The sequence below is a fragment of the Myxococcus hansupus genome (assembly GCF_000280925.3).
GTDB lineage: Bacteria > Myxococcota > Myxococcia > Myxococcales > Myxococcaceae > Myxococcus > Myxococcus hansupus.
Map to the genome: position 1 here is coordinate 2,153,912 of NZ_CP012109.1, position 18,113 is coordinate 2,172,024.

Genomic DNA, 18,113 nt, shown 5'->3' on the forward strand with positions numbered 1-18,113 from the left:
GCCCCCAGGTCAGAACGCGCCGTGGCCGGACCCATCCTCGTCGTCGACGACGACCTGTTCTTCCGTCAGCTCGCCAGCGACCTGCTCTCGCGTCATGGGCATCGCGTGGTCGTGGTGGAGAACGCAACGCTCGCGCTCGAAGAGGCGGCCCGTACGCCGTTCGACCTGGTCATCACCGACGTGGTGATGCCGGGGGTGGACGGCTTCGCTCTCACCGCCCGCCTGCGTGAGCGGGACCCGGACCAGGAGGTCATTCTCGTCAGCCAGCGCACCGACCTTCGAGGCTCGGAGATGGCGCTGCGCTCGGGCGCGGCGGACTGCCTCACCAAGCCGGTGGAGGCCCACGACATGCTGCTCGCGGTGGACCGCGCGTTGGAGCGCGCGTCCCTTCGCCGGGAGCGCACGCAGCTTCGCGACGAGAACCTCGAGTTCGCCCGCTTCCACAACCTGCACCAGCGCTGCCTGGAGCTGCTGTCTCATCCCGACCTGGAATGGCTCCAGGAGCGCCTCACCTCCGAGCTGGCGGCCATCTGCGACGCGCAGAGCGCCGCGTTGTGGGTGACGGACGACCGGGGAGATTTGGTGCTGCGCGCCTACCGGGGCCTGCTCGACCGGCAGTTCCTGGCGGAGAAGATGAGCCCGGAGGGGCCGCTCGCCGGACGCCTGCGTGAGGCGCAGCCCTGGTCGGCCCGCGACGAGCGCTCGGCGGTGATGTACGTGCCGCTGGTGGCGTCGGGGGAGGTCGTTGGTCTGGCGCAGCTCTCCGACCCGCTGAGCGGCGACTTCCGTCCCGAGCACGTCCGCGATGCGCGCGTGCTGGCGGACTTCGCCGCGGTGGGCCTGAAGAACGGCCGGAAGATGCTGGCGCTCCAGCGCCTGGGCCTGCGGGACCGCGAGACGGCGGCGTACAACCTCAGCTACTTCACCGACTACGCGTCCAAGGAGATCTACAAGGCGCGGCGGTACGGCCGGACCTTCTCGCTGCTGACCTTCTCCATCGACAACCTGCCGCTGGTGCGCGTGCGCCAGGGTGCGGCGGACGCGAAGAAGGCGGTGCGCGGCATCATCAAGGCGCTCAGCAAAATCATCCGCGACTCGGACGTCATCGCGAAGGCGAGCGACCAGGAGTTCTACCTCCTGCTGCCGGAGACGGACTTCTTCGGCGCGCTGATGTTCGTGCGCCGCGCCGTGGCCGCCGTCCGCGAGGAGCCCGAGGCCATGGAGGTGGAGCAGCGGCTGCCCCTGATGTTGGTGGGCGGCGCCAGCACCTTCCCCAAGGACGGCGAGGACTTCGACGAGCTGGTGCACCGTTGCCGCCGCCGCATGGACGAGCGCCGCGCGTCGCTCCAGCGCCGGTTGATGCTGGACGGGCTGCCCTTCTGGGACGAGGTGGACCTGCTGCTCGGCACGCCCAACAGCCCCCGGCTGCCGGTGGACGAGCGCTCCGAGCCCAGCCGCCGGGGCAAGGTGTCCGACGTCCTCTTCGACGAACTCCAGGCGGAGATTGCCCGGGAGATGATGCGAGACCCGGGCTCGCGAGGGCTGCTCTACGTGGGCGGGCCGGAGATTCGCACGGACCTGCCCATCGCCGCGGGGCTGGAGTCCGCGCCGCCTGACTTGTCGTCGCGCATCTACCTGCTGGGCCGCCGGGTGGACCTGGAGTCGCACCCCGCGCTGACCCCGGTGTTCCTGGAGGGCGACGACCGCATCACGCGGCACGAGTTCATCCTCTGGCTCTCCGAGAACGCGGCGTACGCGCTCATCCAGCGGCGGGGCCACGGCGCGACGTGGGGCTTCCACACCTCGGACACCGCGGTGGTGGACGGGCTCATCTCCAAGCTGCAGGCCGAATACGACCTGCAGCCCTACTGATACGAAGCGGAGCGCCACCGTGGCCCCGGTCCGGAAGATTCTCATCGCAGACCCCGACCTCGAGTCCGTGCGCTCGCTGTCTCGCGCGTTGCGCACCAAGGGGTATCAGGTGCACTACGCGCCGGATGGCTCGCGGGCGCTGGAGGTGGCGGTGCTGCGCCACCCGGACCTCACGCTGTTCGACGAGGCCTGCCGGCTGCTCGACGCGCGCACCTTCATCCAGATTCTGCGCACCAACCCGCGCACCGAGGACATCCCGGTGGTGCTCACCACCGCGAGCTTCGAGTCGGACCGGTTGCGCGGCCTGCGTGACGGCTACCTGCGCAAGCCCTTCAACCTGGACGAAGTACTCAGCCGCATCGAGCACATCTTCCGCCGCAGCGAGGCGGCCAAGGACCTCAAGAGCGAGCAGCAGGAAATCGAAGGCTCGCTCAGCCAGCTCAGCATCCCGGACCTGATGCAGTTGCTCGGGATGAACCGGCGCAGCGGCCGGCTGTCGCTGGAGCGTGGCAACGACCGGGGCGAAATCGCCGTCGCCGAAGGCCGCCCGTGAATGCGAAGCTGGGGCGCGTGGAAGGGGAGAAGGCCCTGTTCCGCCTGCTGGCGTGGGGGATGGGACGTTCACCTTCTCGCCGGGCGGAAACGTGGCGAAGCCGCGCATCAACCGCGGCATGGATGACGCGCTGCTGGAAGGCATGCGCCAGTCGGACGAGGTGACCCGGCTGATGCCGGGCCTGCCCCGCGCCACACGCGGCTGATGCTGGCGCCGGACGCGGACCTGCAGGGCGACCAGCACCCGGTGACGCAGCAGGTGGTGGATCTGCTCCGCCAGCCGCGCGCCCTGGGTGAGGTGCTGGACCTGGCGCCGGCCACCGACCTGGAAGTGCTCAACGTCCTCACCACGCTGATGCAGCGGGGCGTGGCGAAGGCCGCGGATGGGGACGGCGTGGAGGCGGCGACCGGCGAGTTGCTGGGCGCGGCGGAGGTCCACGCCCTGCGCGGCCGGCTTCTGCGCACGCGGGCGCCCGCGAAGGTGGCCACCGCGAAGATCTTCGTGTGCGGCAGTGGCGCGAGCGCGGCGCGGCGGGTGCTCTCGCGCATGCCCGGCATGGAGGCGCTGTCCGCCGAGCCCACCGCGGTGAAGAGCGGTTTCGGCACCTTGGGGCGCCTGGTGCTCAGCGAGGTGCTGCGCCTGGACTTCTGCGTGCTCCCTCCCGCCGAGGCGGCGCGCCCCCTGTGGCGTCCCTTCACGGCGGGGGCGCTTGGCGCGCTGCTGATGGACGTGGCCGAGCCCTCGGTGCGGCTCGCGCACTACCTCGCCTGGGAGTCCCGGATGCCCATCGTGGTGGTGGGCGCGGAGGTCCCCGCGGCGTTGCAGGGTGCCCCGCGGGGGCCCTGGGCGCGGGGGATGACCTGGCGGACGCGCTGCGCTCGCTGCTGGTCCAGGCGCTCAACCCGGCGCCCACGCTGCCCGGCGTGCCCCAGGTGCAGCGGGCCGCCGCGTCCATCGTGTAGCCGGGGCGCTTCACATCCGCGCGAGAATCGCCGCCTTCTTCTGGGCGTACTCGTCCTGCGTGATGAGCTCGCTGTCCAGCATCGTCTGGAGGTCCTTCAACGCCTTGACCGGGTCCGAGGGCGCCACGCCCCCGGCCTCGGAGTACCCCTGGGATACCGCGAACAGGGCTTGGATGCTCTGGGGGCGCTGCTGCCCGATGGCCCCCATGACGACGAATTGCAGAGGGTCGTTCGGATCGACCTTCACGTTGAGACGCACGCCGGGCTCCAGGATGAAGGCGTTCCAATCATGCGCCCGGCTGCGGTGCTGCCGCCTGTAGAGGGGGCGACCCGGCACCTTGAACTCCAGCAGGAAGTCGTAGACGTATCGCCTGTTGACTCGCATCGACGTGCGCTCCATCCGGAGGATGGTGGCCTCGCCAGCGGTGCCGTGCTCGCGGAGGCGCTGCTTCTTCGCATGTGACCGGTACATGAACCAGGCCACGATGCCGATGACGCCCAGCCACAGGAGCATCAACAGCGTACCGAATCGATTCTCCACCCATCACCTCCATGCACGCGTTCAGATGCGCGCGAGAATCTGAGCCTTCTTCGCCTCGAACTCTTCCGAGGTGATGAGGCCCTTGTCCAACAGCGTCTGCAGGTCCTGCATGGCCTTCACCGGATCCGCCGCGGGAGGCAGGCTCTGAATCACCACGGCGTTGGGAGTCACCGTCACGGCCGCGCCCACGATGGCGACCTTGCTCGCGTCGTTCCGGTCCACCTTGACCTTCAGAAGCGCGCCCCTGCCCAGCCACGCGGAGTTCTGATGGCGGCCCAGATGCTCCTTCGCTCGTGCCCGATACGCCGCGCGTCCTCGCGGACGGACCTCCAGGTGCACGTCGAAGACGGGGCGGCGGTCGATGCGCAAGGCCGTGTCGCGCAACTCGAGCACCGTGGCCTCGGCGTCCTCACCGTGCTGGAGCACCCGCTTCGCCACCGCCAGGTCGCGGAACACGCCCCGACGTACCAGACGATCCCAGCCAGGACGCCGCCGACAAGGAGGTAGACGAAGAACTCCGTGGGCGTTGATGGAAGCAGATACGTCATGTCGCGCACACCCTACCACCATGGCGCGACATGTCGGGAGCGCGGGGTGTTACTCCAGCAGCCAGCGCATGGCCTCGGGGAGCCGTCGCTGCCAGTCGCGTTCGTGGTGTTCGCCGCCGGGTTCGAGCACCAGCCGCAGCTCGTGGTCCGCGTAGCCCAGGGACTGGAGGTGCCGGTGGAAGTCCCGCGTCGCCTCGCCGTAGCGCATGACGTAGCCCACCGGGTCCACCGTCTCCGTGGTGCCCGCGTCCAGGTAGATGCGCGACCACTGCCGCGTGTGCTCGGACCACTCGGAGAACATCCGGTTCCAGCCCCACATGACGGACGGGGACAACGCGCCGATGCGGCCGAACTGCTCCGGATGCGTCCGGCCCAGGTGCAGCGAGATGAGGCCGCCCATGGACGCGCCCATCGTCGCCGTCCACTCGGGTCCGTGGCGGACGCGGTAGGTGCGCTCGATGTACGGCATCAGCGTGTCCACCAGGAAGCGCACGTAGGGCGCGGCGCCGGCCGCCACGTTGCTGCGCGGCTCGTCCCAGGGGGAGTACTCGGAGAGCCGCTCGTGCGTGGAGTCCACCGCGACGATGAGCCACGGCTCCGCCTGGCGCTCCGCCACCAGCCGCTCCAGCGTGAGGTTGGCGCACCAGGTGTCGAAGAGGGCGGACTCCGGATGGGCGAACACGTTCTGCCCGTCATGCATGTAGAGGACGGGAAAGGACCTGCCAGGTGAGGTGTCATACGCAGCGGGCGTGTAGATGCGCACCGTGCGCGGGCGCCCCTCATGCGGGGACGCGAAGTCTCGGAGGATGTGGACGTAGCCCATGGGGTCCGAAGGTTGTCAGCGGCGGGGAGGATAGGCCGTGCCTCCCACGCCATCCAGCCCCCAACCCACGGGATTCTCACGACGTTTCCTCGAAGGATGAACCAGCGCTCGGGCTCCCGGAGGTGTAGGCTCAACGGGTATCCCAGGACTCACGCGAATACCCATGCAGCAGAAACTCGCCGCAGACATGTCGACCACCGCGGGCCGCGCGCAGGACGGGCAGACGCCAGTGGCGCTCTCCGTGCCCGCCCTGACGATTGTGTCCCATCCGCAGCCGCAGCGCATCGGCGAGCGGTTGTTGATGGAGGTGCTCGCGGCGCAGGGGCGCACGGCGGCGTTGTCTCGCAACGCGCCGGACTTCGCGCGGCCCGGAGGGCTCATGGCCCTGCCGCTGGGGGACCCGTTCCTCAGCCGCAAGCCGCTGGAGTTCGAGCCCGGCCCCCGGGGCGGCGTCCGGATGCGGGTGCCGGAGGATGGGACGCAGGTGCGGGTGGCCAACGAGCCTGTCCAAGGCGGCCGCGAATTCTCACGCGAGGAGCTGTCCGCCGGCGTGCCGCTGGTGCTCGCCGACCGCGTGGTGCTGCTGCTCCACCTGGCCTCGTCCTTCCGCCAGGCGAGCCCGTTGGACCTGGGCATCGTCGGACACGGTGAAGGCATCCACCGCGTTCGGGAGGACATCGTCCGCGTGGCGGACCTCAACGTGCCGGTGCTCATCCGGGGCGAGACGGGCGTGGGCAAGGAGCTGGTGGCGCGCGCCATTCACGAGAGCGGCCCGCGCCGCACCGGGCCCTTCGTCAGCGTCAACCTGGGCGCGCTCGCCAAGGAGCTGGTCGCAGCCGAACTCTTCGGCGCGCAGCGCGGGGCCTATACGGGCGCCAGCAGGGATCGAGAAGGCTTCTTCCGGGCGGCGCAGGGCGGCACGCTCTTCCTCGACGAGGTCGGCGAGGCGCCTCCCGAGGTCCAGGCGGCGCTGCTGCGCGTGCTGGAGACCGGCGAAATCTATCCGGTGGGTGGACACACGCCGGTGCCCGTCGACGTGCGGCTCGTGTCCGCCACGGACGCGCATCTGGAGGCGCGCATCCAGGAGCGGCTGTTCAAGGCGCCGCTGCTGCACCGTCTGGCGGGTTTCGAAATCCTGGTGCCGCCGCTGCGCGAGCGCCGCGAGGACATTGGCCTGCTCTTCCACCACTTCGCCCGGCAGGAGCTGGACGCCACGGGGGAGGGGGGCCGGCTGACGACGGCGGACCCTCGCGCCGAGCCGTGGCTGCCCACGGCCCTGGCGGTCCGCCTGGTGCGCCACGCGTGGTCCGGCAACATCCGGCAGCTCCGCAACATCACCCGGCAGCTCGTCATTGGCAGCCGGGGCCTGCCAGGGCTGCGCGCCGACGCGCGGCTGGAGCAGATGTTGGACGCGGAGGCGCAGCCGCTGCCCGGGCGGCCGTTGACGCCGGTGGAGGGGGAGGACGGGGACGGCGTGAAGGCCGCGCGTCGCAAGCCCGCGGACGTGGGGGAGCAGGAGCTGCTGGAGGCCCTGCGCGCGTGCTCCTGGGATCTCAAGGCCACCGCGGACTGGCTGGGCATCCCCCGGCCTTCCGTCTATGTCCTCATCGACAAGAGTTCACTGCTGCGCACCGCGCGGGACTTGAGCCCCGAGGAAATCACCCGCTGCTTCCATGAGTGCGAGGGAGACCTCGACAAGATGGTGCAGCGGCTGGAGGTGTCGAAGCGCGCGCTCCAGCGGCGGGTGCGTGAGCTGGGGTTGAGCACGGGGTAGCCTCGCCTGACGCGTCAGCGTGGACCTGATGGGTTGGGTTGACGCGTCCAGGGCGGCTCCGGCCAACGGGCCGGGGAGGGGCTTGCGAGCAGGGCGCCGCGCCTGACCTGTCTGGTACGGTGTCTGCAATTCACGGCGCGCAGCAATCCCTTACATGGCCCCAGCGGGGCCTCGCCCAGGAGCCATTGCCCATGGCCATTGTCACCGTCGTCATCAGCAAGAACAGGGACCTTGTCTACCTTCCCAGCAACAAGGTCCGGCATGGGGACACCGTCAGCTTCGCGCTCAATGTCGTCAGCGGGGCCTCGGATGCGACGGTGAATCCGCCCACCTGCCTCGAGGGAACGGAGCAGATCACACTGAACGTTCACTCCCTGCACACCCTCAATCGAGAGGAGCCCGTGGCGGCTGGGGCCGCGGTCGGCTCGTATCCGTTCACGGTGCTGGTTCCTTCCGTGGAGGTGGCGCGGAGTCACGGACTCGAGCTGGAGACGAAGAACGGCAACCTCGAGGTGACGACGGATCCGCCGGAGCTCTGAGTCCACCTGACGTGTCAGACCGAACCTGCTGGGTTCGGTTGACGCGTCCATCCGGCTCTGGAACCCGACCTCGAGGCGCGTGTTCGAGGGATGACGCGACATACCTGTCTGGTACGGTGCCTGCACATCCCAGCCCGCAGTACCTCACCACGCGCCCCGTTGGGGGCACAGGAGCCACGGCCCATGGCCATCGTCACCGTCGTCATCAACAAGTCCGGAAACCTGAGCTACATCCCCGACAACAAGGTCCGTCATGGAGACACCGTTCGCTTCGCCATCAACATGGCGGGCGGCGCTTCGGACGTGACGGTGAATCCCCCCGCGTGTCTGGACAACACGGCGTCGTTCAGCCTGAGCAACACCTCGCTGTCCGCCTCCCAGCGCGAGGACCCCGTGTCCGACGGGGCCGCGGTGGGCTCGTACCCGTTCACGGTGGTGCTCCCCGACTTGCCCGAGGCGCACAAGCACGGGACGGAGCTGGAGACGAAGAACGGCAACCTCGACGTGACGACGGACCCGCCCAAGGCGGTGTGATTCAGGGCGTGGGAGGGCCGGCCAGGGGCTCGCGAGCCGCGCTGAGCCGGCCTCTCCATTCGGATTCCAGGTGGGGGTTGCGGGCCAGTGCCTGCCGCAACACCTCCTGTCCCTCGGTGCGCCAGGCCTGCCGCTGCTCGGTGGAGGCGTGCGTCGCCGCCAGCGCGAGCAGCGCGGTGCCTCGCAGCGCCTGGGCCCGGGCCCAGCCGGGCCGGTCCGCGAGGACCTCCGTCACGAGCGTGAGCCCCTGGTTCAGCAGCGGCGCCGCGTCCTCGCTCCGCTGCTGACGCCAGTCCGCCCAGACGAAGTGGAACCGCGCGGCGGCGAGCCGGTAGTCGTGCCGCCGGGGCTCCAGTGACAAGGCCTGCTGAAAGGCCTGGGCCGCGAGCTCGAAGTCGGCGTCCCGGGCCGTGCCACGCCGCGCCAGCCAGCGCGCCTTGAGGGCTCGGGCCTCGCCGGTGTTGCGCCACCCGTGGCCCTGGCGGGGATTCAGCGTCGTCGCCTGCGTCAGGGACTCCTCGGCCCTCGCCAGCTCCGCTTTCGGGTCGCCCTCCGTCTCCAGGCTCCACGTCGCCAGCAGGGTCTGCGCGCGGCCCAGGTTGGCCCAGAGGTCGGCGTCCTTCGGTTGCAGCGCGAGCGCCTGCCGGTAGGCCTCCACGGCGCCGCGTCCGCTCGGGCCTGGATTCTCCCTGCGCGCGGACTGGAAGGCGGCTCGCATCGTCCAGACCTCACCCAGGTTGTTGTGGGCGTACACCTGCTTGGGCGCCAGCGTCCGGGCTTCCTCGAAGGCCGCCTGCGCCTGTTGGAGCAAGGGCTCGGGGTCGCCGCCTTCCTCCCAGCGTTGCTCCGCCTGCCACAACAGCGCGGCGCCCAGTCCGTTGTGGAGCGGAGGCAGCTTCGCGTTGATGCCCAGCCCCTGGCGGAAGAGGGCCAGCGCCTGCTCCAGGTCCGCCTCGTGGGGCTCGCCGTGGTTGGCGCGCCAGCGGGCGAGCTGCTCGGAGATTTCCGCGCCCCGGAAGCTGGCCACGACGTTGCCCGGGTTGAGGGCCAGCGCCTTCGCGAGCGCATCGCGTGCCCGCGTCAGGTCGCCCTCGGCGTCGGTGGCGCCCGGCGTCGACGCGCGTCTGCGCAACGCGTTGCCCAGGTTGATCCACGCGTCCGCTTGATTCTCTCGCACGCGGATGGCCGCGAGGTACGCGTCAATGGCCTTGCCCTGGTGCTCCAGCGGGTCCACGCCGCGCTCGGCCTCCGCGTCGGCCCACACCTGGTACGTCAAGCCGAGGTTGGCGTGGAAGGCGTAGTCGCGCTCCTCGGGGCGCAGGCGCTCGAAGGCCTCGATGGCCAGCCGGAGCTGCTCGGCCGGGTCATGCCCGCGCTCCTGCCGGTAGCGGGCCCACAGCCGGTACGAGATGGCCAGCTCCAGGGCCACGCGGTCGCTGGGCGGCGCCAACGTCAGGGCCTCTCGCGCGGAGAGAATGGACTTCTCCAGCAGCGGCTCCGCGTCCTCGCGCCCCTGGTTGATGCGCTGCTCCGCGAGCCGGCGGTGCAGCCGCGCCATGACGACCAGCGAGCGGTGGTGGTCCGGCGCCGCGGCGAGCGCGCGGGAGGCGGCCTCCACGCCGCGTTCGTAATGGGGGAGCACATCGCCGTCGCCGTAGAGCGCCATCACCATCGTGGCCAGCTCCAGGCGCGCCAGCACGTAGTGCCCCGTGGGCTGGCTCTCCGCGGTGGCGATGGCGGTGGCGTACGCGCGGCGGCCCGCGTCCAGGTCCTCTTGCGAGCCCGCCTTGTCGCCCTGGTGCCAGCGCTGGGTGGCGCGCGCGAGCAGCACGTCCCCTTGCAGCAGCGGCGCCTCGTAGAACCAGGGCTGCGCGCGGCCCATGGCCTCCAGTTGGGTGAGGGCCTCTTCGTGACGGCCTTCGTAGAAGGCGAACAGCGCCTTCACGTACATCGGCGGCACGGGGACGTCGGGGCCTTCGGCCTGACGCAGATAGGCCAGGGCCGGATCGCGGAAGTTCTGCTCCAGCTCCTTGCGGCGGAGCTCCCGTTGCTCGGGGCTGCGGCGCTCCACGTCCAACAGGAGCCGCTCCTGGTAGAGGTCCCCCAGCACCTGCGCCAGCGCCCAGGCCACGCGGGGTTCGCGGTAGCCCTGGGCCCAGGCGGCCTCCAGCCGGGTGCGCGCGGCCTCGCGGTCATCCAGGACGAGCAGCGCGCGGCCCAGGGCGTACTGGCCGGGGCCCAATGCGTGGGGGCCCGCTTCCCGCACCTCGGCCTCCAGCGCGTCCATGCTGGCGCGCAGCTCGCGCCGGTCCTCGCGCGTGTCATGCAGCCGCGAGAGGGCGGAGTACCGCGCGGAGGCCTCGATGCGCTCCACGCGTTCGGTGAAGCGGCGGGTGAGGCGCTCGCGCTCGGCCACCTCACCGCGCGCGACGGCCGCCTGGACCAATGCGAGCAGCACCACCGTCAGCGCCGTGGAGCCCAGCGTCAGCGCCACCCGGTGCTTGCGGGCCTTCCTCCGCAGGCGGTAGCCCAGGCCCGGGCGCGCGAGGACGGGCTCGCCGTCGAGGAACCGTTGCAGGTCCTCCGCCAGCGCCCGCGCCGAGTCGTAGCGGGCGGGCCGCTGCTTCTCCAGGCACTTGAGGACGATGGCTTCCAAATCCGACGGGATGTCCGCGTCGAGCGCGCGAGGCGGCACCGGCTCCTCGTTCTGGAGCCGGGTGATGACCTCCACCTCGGTGGCGCCGGTGAAGGGCGGCCGGCCGGTGAGGAGTGAGTACAGCGTGGCGCCCAGCGCGTAGATGTCCGCGCGACGGTCCAGTCGGGACACCTCGCCTCGGGCCTGCTCCGGCGCCATGTAGTGCGGCGTGCCCTGCACGGCGTTGGGCGCGGCGCCTTCCTCGCGCCAGTCGCGCGCCAGACCGAAGTCCATGACGAAGGGCGCCAGCCCGCCGTCCGAGGTTCGCTCCACCAGGATGTTGCCGGGCTTGATGTCGCGGTGGATGAGCCCCGCGCCGTGCGCGGCGTGGACGCCCTCGGCGGCCTGGCGCAGGACGAGCACCTTCTGCTCCAGCGTGAGTGTGCGGGCCAGCAGGCCCAGCGGCTGCCCGTCCACGAAGCGCATGGCGATGTAGCCACGGCCCCGCGCCTCACCGACTTCGTAGACCTCGCACACGCGCTCGTGCCGGACGCGGGCCTGGGCGCGGGCCTCGGAGAGGAATCGCCGCGCCAGCTCGGGGTCGTCGCCGCGCACGAACTTCAGCGCCACGTTGCGCCGGAGCATCGGGTCGTACGCCAGGAACACGCGGCCCATGCCGCCCTGCCCGAGGAAGCGCACGGACTGGTAGCGGTCCCAGTCCGGAATGGGGAAGGCGGACTCGTCCACCTCGCTGCTGGCCGCTGGCGGCGCGACACCCGGCGTGACGGGCGTCAGCGTGGCGGCCTCCAGGGGGCGGGCGGCGCCCGGGTCGGTGCTCTCGGCGGAGAGCTCCCCGCGCAGTGCCACCACGGAGTCCTCGGAGAGCCGGCCCCGTTCGCGCAGCAGGTCCAGGGGGCCACGCCGCAGACGCAGGGCTTCTTCACGCAGGGCCGCGGCCTCCTCACCGGAGAGCAGCCCTTCGTCCATCGCGAGGAGGAGCTCCTCCTCGTACGTCTCACTCAGTCGCCCCGCCACGTGCACGGCCCCAGCATACGGGCTGGCGCGTGGCGGGGGGAAAAACCGCCGGGAGGCCCACGAGGCCGGCGGAGGGCCCCAACGGGGGAGGTGTGGGCCTCCCGGCGGAAAGTCGTAGCGGAGGGCCCTTAGTCGCGCTTGCGCCGACGCAGGGCGAGCAGGCTCAGCAACGGCAGCCAGGACAGGCCAGGCGCCGCGCTGCAGCCGCCACCCGCGAAGGCTCGCGTGAGCTCCACCCGCCACGTGTAGACCGCGGGCGTGGAGTCCACGTTGCCCGCCCGGTCCGTGGCCCGGACGCGCAGGGTGTGCTGACCCTCGCCGACGTCATAGCTGTCACGGCAGGGCTGGAAGGGGCCCCCGTCGAGACTGCACTCGTAGGTGACGCCGTCCTCGGTGGAGCCGTACTCGAACGCGGCCGTCCGGCTCTCGCTGCGCGCGGGCGGCGTGCGGGGGATGAACGTGTCCGGCTCCCGCGTGTCGATGATGAGCTCGCTGGGCGCGGAGGGCGCGCTGGCGGGCCCCGAGCCCGCGGTGGCGGTCGCCGTCAGCGTGTGCGGTCCGTCGGGGAGCGGCTGGGACGGCGTGCAGGTCCACTGGCCCACGTCGTTCGTGGTGGTGGTGCACACCGCCGTGTCGCCCGAGTACACCGTCACCACCGTGCCCGGCGCCGACGTGCCGCTGATGGGCGGCGTCGGGTTGTTCGTCACCGTGCCGTTGGGAGGACCGGTGATGACCGGCGGCGCCGTCACCGTCCCACCCAGGTCGACCGTGAAGGTGACGGGCGCGGAGGTGGGGCTGGGGCTGCCGCCCGGCGGCGTGCCGGTGGCCGTCACCGTGTGCGGGCCCTCGGCCAGGGGCGTGGTGGGCGTGCAGCTCCACTGGCCCGACGCATTGGCCGTGGCGGTGCAGAGGACCGTGCCGCCCTCGTACACCGTCACCAGGTCGCCCGGCGTGGCCGTGCCGCTCAGCACCGGCGTCTGGGTGTCCACGACGGCGCCCTGCGCGGGGCCGGTGATGACCGGCGCGGCGGGGGCCCCGGTGTCGACGATGAAGTCCACCGACGTGCTGGTCTGCGGCGCGCCCGGGAGGTCGGCCGTGACGACCGCCGTGTGCTGGCCTTCGTCGAGGTCACCCGGCAGCGGGCAGGACCAGTTCCCCGAGGCATCGGCGACGACCGTGCAGATGGGCGCGGGGGCACCATCCACGTACACGTTGACCGTGGCGCCCGGCGTGGCCGTGCCCTCGATGTCCGTGCCCGCGGTGCCACCCGGCGTGGGCGTGGTGATGACGGGGGCGCGCTGGCAGATGGACAGCGCGTCCACGCGGTACGTCACCGCGCTGTTGTGGGAGCTGAGCGCGCAGTCAGCGGCCACCAGCGCGATGCGCACATCGCCCGTGGCCGCCGTGAAGTCACGCGACATCGGGAAACCGAGCGCGATGGCCTCGGCCCGCGTGGCGGAGCCGGTGGGCGTGCGGCCCAGTGAGAACGCCTGCACCTGCGTGCCCGGGTTGGCGTTGACGCCGAAGATGCCCGGGTACCACCAGTTGGAGCCTCCCACGTAGTTCGCGGCGCCCGACACATAGCGGATGCGGTAGCGGCCCGGGACGCCCAGCGCGGACTGCACGTTGCTGGCGGGCAGTTCGGGGCTGTCGATTTCAGTCACCTGCGTGCAGTGCGTCTGACGCTGGAAGCTGAGGAACACCCGCGTATCCGCCGTCTGGCACGCGAAGCCGCCCTCCACCTGGCAGGTGGCGGAGCAGCCGTCACCGTTGATGGTGTTGCCGTCGTCGCAGGCCTCGCTGTCCGCCTTGATGCCGTCACCACACGTCACGGCGCAGACGGACGGGGTGCCCGTGCAGCCGTAGCCGTTCTCGATGGCGCAGCCGGGCGAGCAGCCGTCACCCGCCAGGGTGTTGCCGTCGTCGCAGTGCTCGCCCTCTTCCAGCGTGCCGTTGCCGCAGGCGCCGGGGGTGACACAGGTGTTGGTGTCGGGGCTGCAGACGCCGCTCTCGCAGACGCCGGACGCGTTGCACGTCTGGCCGTCCTCCAGGAGGCAGCGCGAGGAGCAGCCGTCGCCGTTCTCCAGGTTGCCGTCGTCACACGCCTCGCCGCCGACGCGGACGCCGTCGCCGCAGGTGGTGGCGCAGGTGCTGGGGGCGCCGCTGCACGTGTAGCCATTCTCCACGCGGCAGGACGCCGAGCAGCCGTCACCGTTGGTGGTGTTGCCGTCGTCGCAGGCCTCGCCGCTGTCCACCGTGCCGTTGCCGCAGGTGTTGAAGCACACGTTGCCCGCGCCGGGGCAGCTCCAGCCCGGCTCCACGGTGCAGGTGTTGGAGCAGCCGTCGCCGTTGGTGGTGTTGCCGTCGTCGCACGCCTCGGTGCCCGCGCGGGTGCCGTCACCGCAGGTGGTGGCGCAGGTGCTGGGGGCGCCGCTGCACGTGTAGCCATTCTCCACGCGGCAGCCGGAGGAGCAGCCGTCACCGCTGGTGGCGTTGCCGTCGTCGCACGTCTCGTTCGGGTCCAGCACGCCGTTGCCGCAGCTCGCGACGCAGACGGACGGGCCGGCGGGAGGCGTGCTGCACGCGTAACCTTCTTCCACGCGGCACTCGGTGCTGCAGCCGTCCGAGGGGTCCAGGTTGCCGTCATCGCACTGCTCGCCCGGGTCCACGGTGCCGTTGCCGCACGTGGCCACGCAGGCCTGGCCCGGGGTGGGGCAGGCATAGCCCAGCTCCAGGGTGCAGGCGTTGGAGCAGCCATCGCCCAGGGTGGTGTTTCCGTCGTCGCACAGCTCACCCGGGTCCAGGCGGCCGTTGCCGCACAGCGGGGCGCACTGGGACGGGGCGCCCTGGCACTCGTAGCCGCGCTCGATGCGGCACGCCGCGGAGCAGCCATCGGAGTCGTAGGCGTTGCCGTCGTCGCACTGCTCGCCGGGGTCGATGGTGCCGTTGCCGCACGTCGTGACACAGGCCTGGCCCGGGGTGGGGCAAGCGTAGCCGGCTTCCACGCGGCAGCTCGCGTTGCAGCCGTCGCCCGCGGTGGTGTTGCCGTCGTCGCACTGCTCGCCGGGGTTCAGCGTGCCGTTGCCACACGTCTGGGCGCAGGTGCTGGGCTGGCCGGTGCAGCCGTAGCCCGCCTCGATGCCGCAGGTGCTGGAGCAGCCGTCACCGTTGTCGGTGTTGCCGTCGTCGCACTCCTCGCGCAGGGACACGAGCCCGTCGCCGCAGCGGTCGTCATACGCGTCCACGAACAGGTAGCGGAAGGCGTTGGGTTCGGTGGCCGCGTTCTCGTTGCACAGCTCGATGCGGTTGAGGCCCGCGCGCCACGGGGCGTTGGTGCCGAACTCGCGGAAGATGTTCTTCTGCCAGGGCTGGCCCGGCGGCTCGTTGACGACCGTGGGGGTGAAGGGCTGTCCGTTCACCCGCGCGCTTTCGAAGTAGTTGTCGTTGAAGGTGGCCAGCCGCAGACGGAACTGGGAGACGTTCGTCGTCGAGGGCACCATGAAGTCCTGGTACACGCAGACGGGCGCTCCCAGGGGCGCCGCCATGAAGCGGGCCGTCTGGATTTCCTGCGGCCAGTCGCTGGCCGTGCGGGGGCCGGTGGCGGCGCCCGTCGTGGTGTCGCTGTAGAACCAGTGCGGGTCCGCGCCCGTCTCCAGGCGGCGGTTGTTCTCGTCCACGCCGGTGTTGAAGACCGTCACGCCCGCCCGGACGCAGCGGCTGGGGCTGCCGGCGCAGGCGAAGCCGGGCTCCACTTCGCACAGGCGGCTGCAGCCGTCGCCCTCGAAGCGGTTGCCGTCATCGCAGACTTCCTGCGCGTAGGACGGGTGGGCGCGGTTGTCGAACACGCCGTTGCCGCACAGCGACAGGTCGCAGTCCGCGGTGCAGTCGGAGCCGGGGGCGCTGCTGTCGCAGGCCTCGCCGGAGTCGACGACGTCGTTGCCGCACAGGCTCGCCAGCGAGCAGGGTCGCCCCGGCACGTGGCAGAGGTAGCCGGCCTCGATGGTGCCGGTGGCGGAACAGCCGTCGCCGCTGACGGTGTTGCCGTCATCACATTCTTCGCCGGGCTCGAGCTTGCCGTCTCCCACGAGGGATGCGGACTGGCTCACGAGCACGGGCTCGGGGGAGCGGCGGACGGACGTGAGCCATTCGACTCACAGCCCGTCAGGGTGCCGAGCAGCGCGAGACAGAGCGCCGCCGTCTTGAAGAAAACATGCGTTTTCATGGGGATGTCTGCCTCGCTTCTCAGTGGGTGTCGGTGGAGGGTTCGCCCTGCTGCGTCTGGACGCCCTCGGCGTCTCCGACCATCTTGAACTCCACACGGCGGTTCTTCGCGCGGCCCGCGGTGGTGTCGTTGTCCGCGATGGGCTGCGCCGGGCCAAAGCCCTTGGCCTCCAGCCGCTCACGGGCCACGCCCTTGCTCACCAGGTAATGAACGACCGCTTCGGCACGGCGCTGGGACAGGTCCAGGTTGTAGTCGGGGTTGCCACGGTTGTCGGTGTGGCCCTCCACGCGCACCTTCTCCACTTCCGGGTGGGCGTTGAGGATGTTGGCGACCGTGTCGAGCATCTTGTTGCTGCGCGAGATGATGATGTCCTTGTTGTTCTCGAAGTAGACGGCCTCGATGAGCTGGATGCGGTTCTCGCCAATCTGCGCGAGCTGCTTCTCCTTGCAGCCGTGGTTCTTCGCCGGGCCGGGCTCGGTGGGGCAGTTGTCCAGCCGGTCGACGATGCCGTCACCGTCGGTGTCCTTGTCCGGGCAGCCGCGGTTCTCCTTCGGGCCCGCCTCGTTGGGGCAGCGGTCGGCCGTGTCGAGCACGCCGTCGTTGTCGTTGTCCGGGTCGGGGCAGCCGTCCTCGTCCTGGAAGCCGTCCTTGTCCTCGGGCTGGTCCGGGCACTTGTCCTGGCTGTCGGCGATGCCGTCGCCGTCGGTGTCCGGGTCATCCGGGCAGCCGTCGTGGTCCTCGAAGCCGTTGAAGTTCTCCGCCTCCTGGGGGCAGCGGTCCGCCAGGTTGGCGATGCCGTCACCGTCATCGTCGCCGTCCGGGCAGCCGTAGAGCTCCGACAGGCCGGCCTCGGTGGGGCAGCGGTCCGCCGCGTTCTTGATGCCGTCGCCGTCCAGGTCGAAGTCCGGACAGCGCGCCGGGTCATGCGGCTGGCCATCGACACAGGCGTTGGGCGTGGAGGCGGGGACCCCGAAGTTGAGGCCGGCGAGCACGCGGAACGACGGCGTGCCCGGCGTCTGGCCAAAGCCCGGGCCGCCCATGGCGTAGAGCTCCGTGCCGGCGGGCATGGGGACGCGCACGCCGAGCAGCACCTCCATCGACTGGGGGGCGTCCGCGACGGGGAGCGTGCCGCGAACCACCAGCTCCTCGCGCAGGCCGAAGAGCTGGGCGGACACGTTGATGCCGCCGTTCAGCTCGGTGCCCAGCTCATCGCGGAAGGGCTGCGTGTTGGGGGACAACGCGTACGTCTTGGTGCGCACCAGCGCGCCCACGTCGGCGCCCACGCGCCACGTGCCGCCGAGCTGCTTGCCCAGACCCACGCGCGGGGAGAAGGTGAAGCCCTGGTCTCGGGTGAGCGTGTCCGAGCTGCCGAAGGGCAAGCCCGCGCCCAGGTGCACGCCCAGGTCCATGAAGCCGCCGCGCTGCTCGGACATGAGGCCCGCGCGAGCCTGGAGCCAGGGGGTGCCCAGCGCGCTCGTGGACGGCGTGGTGACGCCGAGGGCGCCGGTGTCCGGGCCCCACTGGGCGACGATGGGCACCTGCGCGCCCAGCTCGAGCCAGTCGGTGATGGCATAGGCGCCACTGAGGTGGACCGTCATGCGGTCGGAGACGATGACGCCTTGCTGCTCCCCACCGGAGACGAGCACCAGGGGCTCACTCTGATAGTGGCCGGTGATGCCGAGGCGGTACTCGCCGCGGGACATGAGGTCGCCGGTGGACAGCACGAGGCTGTCTTTCGCGCCGGGATTGAGTTGCAGTCGTTCCAGCTCGATGCCGGGGATGCGCTGCGTTTGAGCCTGGGCCGTCACGGCCCACAGCACCGCCAGCCCCCCGAGCCAGGGGTGATACACGTGTGATGACAAGGGTTCCTCCCCCTCAACGTGTCGCCAACAGGGCGCACGCGGGTTGTTCCGCCTACCATGAGACGCGCAGTGTTTTGCACGCAACGCGCCACATCCTTTGCGAGCAGGACCTGCGACGTCTGTGAGAGGGACCCGTGAAGTGGGTTGGGTTCGGACGCGCGCGGTTGACGTGTCAGCCGACCCCTGACGCCTCCTTCGGACGCGTCAATGACG

General features: G+C 71.0%; 10 protein-coding genes and 1 pseudogene. 5 read left to right on the plus strand and 6 right to left on the minus strand.

What is annotated here, in order from left to right; genetic code table 11:
- Positions 1-21: 21 nt before the first annotated feature.
- On the plus strand, positions 22-1,872 hold the full coding sequence (locus A176_RS08885) for a GGDEF domain-containing response regulator (protein ID WP_002634178.1): 1,851 nt from the start codon (positions 22-24) through the stop codon (positions 1,870-1,872).
- Between the two features lie 19 nt (positions 1,873-1,891).
- Positions 1,892-3,387, plus strand: a pseudogene (locus A176_RS41015) (DUF4388 domain-containing protein).
- A 10-nt stretch (positions 3,388-3,397) separates the two neighbouring features.
- On the opposite strand, the gene A176_RS08895 reads toward A176_RS41015, so the two are convergent.
- The 3 genes from A176_RS08895 to A176_RS08905 all read right to left on the minus strand — a co-directional run bounded on the left by A176_RS08895 (position 3,398) and on the right by A176_RS08905 (position 5,299).
- The gene (locus tag A176_RS08895; protein ID WP_002634180.1) at positions 3,398-3,928 is read right to left on the minus strand and encodes a DUF3592 domain-containing protein; all 531 of its coding nucleotides are present in this window, start codon (positions 3,926-3,928) and stop codon (positions 3,398-3,400) included.
- 21 nt (positions 3,929-3,949) lie between these two features.
- The gene (locus A176_RS08900; protein WP_226994253.1) at positions 3,950-4,384 is read right to left on the minus strand and encodes an SHOCT domain-containing protein; all 435 of its coding nucleotides are present in this window, start codon (positions 4,382-4,384) and stop codon (positions 3,950-3,952) included.
- Between the two features lie 141 nt (positions 4,385-4,525).
- On the minus strand, positions 4,526-5,299 hold the full coding sequence (locus tag A176_RS08905) for an alpha/beta hydrolase (protein ID WP_002634182.1): 774 nt from the start codon (positions 5,297-5,299) through the stop codon (positions 4,526-4,528).
- 163 nt (positions 5,300-5,462) lie between these two features.
- Between A176_RS08905 and A176_RS08910 the strand changes: the two genes are divergently transcribed.
- The 3 genes from A176_RS08910 to A176_RS08920 all read left to right on the plus strand — a co-directional run bounded on the left by A176_RS08910 (position 5,463) and on the right by A176_RS08920 (position 8,146).
- Positions 5,463-7,073, plus strand: a complete 1,611-nt coding sequence (locus A176_RS08910) for a sigma 54-interacting transcriptional regulator (RefSeq protein ID WP_002634183.1) — start codon at positions 5,463-5,465, stop codon at positions 7,071-7,073.
- Between the two features lie 191 nt (positions 7,074-7,264).
- Positions 7,265-7,612 carry a hypothetical protein gene (locus A176_RS08915; protein ID WP_002634184.1) on the plus strand — a complete coding sequence of 116 codons (348 nt, stop codon included), beginning with the start codon at positions 7,265-7,267 and terminating at the stop codon, positions 7,610-7,612.
- Between the two features lie 183 nt (positions 7,613-7,795).
- Positions 7,796-8,146 (plus strand): hypothetical protein, encoded by a 351-nt coding sequence (locus A176_RS08920; RefSeq protein WP_002634185.1) that lies wholly within the window; start codon positions 7,796-7,798, stop codon positions 8,144-8,146.
- A gap of 1 nt (position 8,147) precedes the next feature.
- Here the strand turns inward: A176_RS08920 and A176_RS08925 are convergent, their stop codons facing one another.
- The 3 genes from A176_RS08925 to A176_RS08935 form a co-directional block, all read right to left on the minus strand.
- Positions 8,148-11,822, minus strand: coding sequence for a serine/threonine-protein kinase (locus A176_RS08925; protein WP_002634186.1), 3,675 nt, complete (start codon positions 11,820-11,822; stop codon positions 8,148-8,150).
- A 122-nt stretch (positions 11,823-11,944) separates the two neighbouring features.
- Positions 11,945-15,922, minus strand: a complete 3,978-nt coding sequence (locus A176_RS08930; protein ID WP_226994254.1) for a DUF4215 domain-containing protein — start codon at positions 15,920-15,922, stop codon at positions 11,945-11,947.
- Positions 15,923-16,058: 136 nt separating this feature from the next.
- On the minus strand, positions 16,059-17,888 hold the full coding sequence (locus A176_RS08935) for an OmpA family protein (protein ID WP_002634188.1): 1,830 nt from the start codon (positions 17,886-17,888) through the stop codon (positions 16,059-16,061).
- Positions 17,889-18,113: the final 225 nt, after the last annotated feature.

Coding starts and splice junctions, on each gene's coding strand:
- A176_RS08920 (WP_002634185.1), top strand. CDS start 7,796: ATGGCCATCGTCACCGTCGTCATCAACAAGTCCGGAAACCTGAGCTAC.
- A176_RS08915 (WP_002634184.1), top strand. CDS start 7,265: ATGGCCATTGTCACCGTCGTCATCAGCAAGAACAGGGACCTTGTCTAC.
- A176_RS08910 (WP_002634183.1), top strand. CDS start 5,463: ATGCAGCAGAAACTCGCCGCAGACATGTCGACCACCGCGGGCCGCGCG.
- A176_RS08905 (WP_002634182.1), bottom strand. CDS start 5,299: ATGGGCTACGTCCACATCCTCCGAGACTTCGCGTCCCCGCATGAGGGG.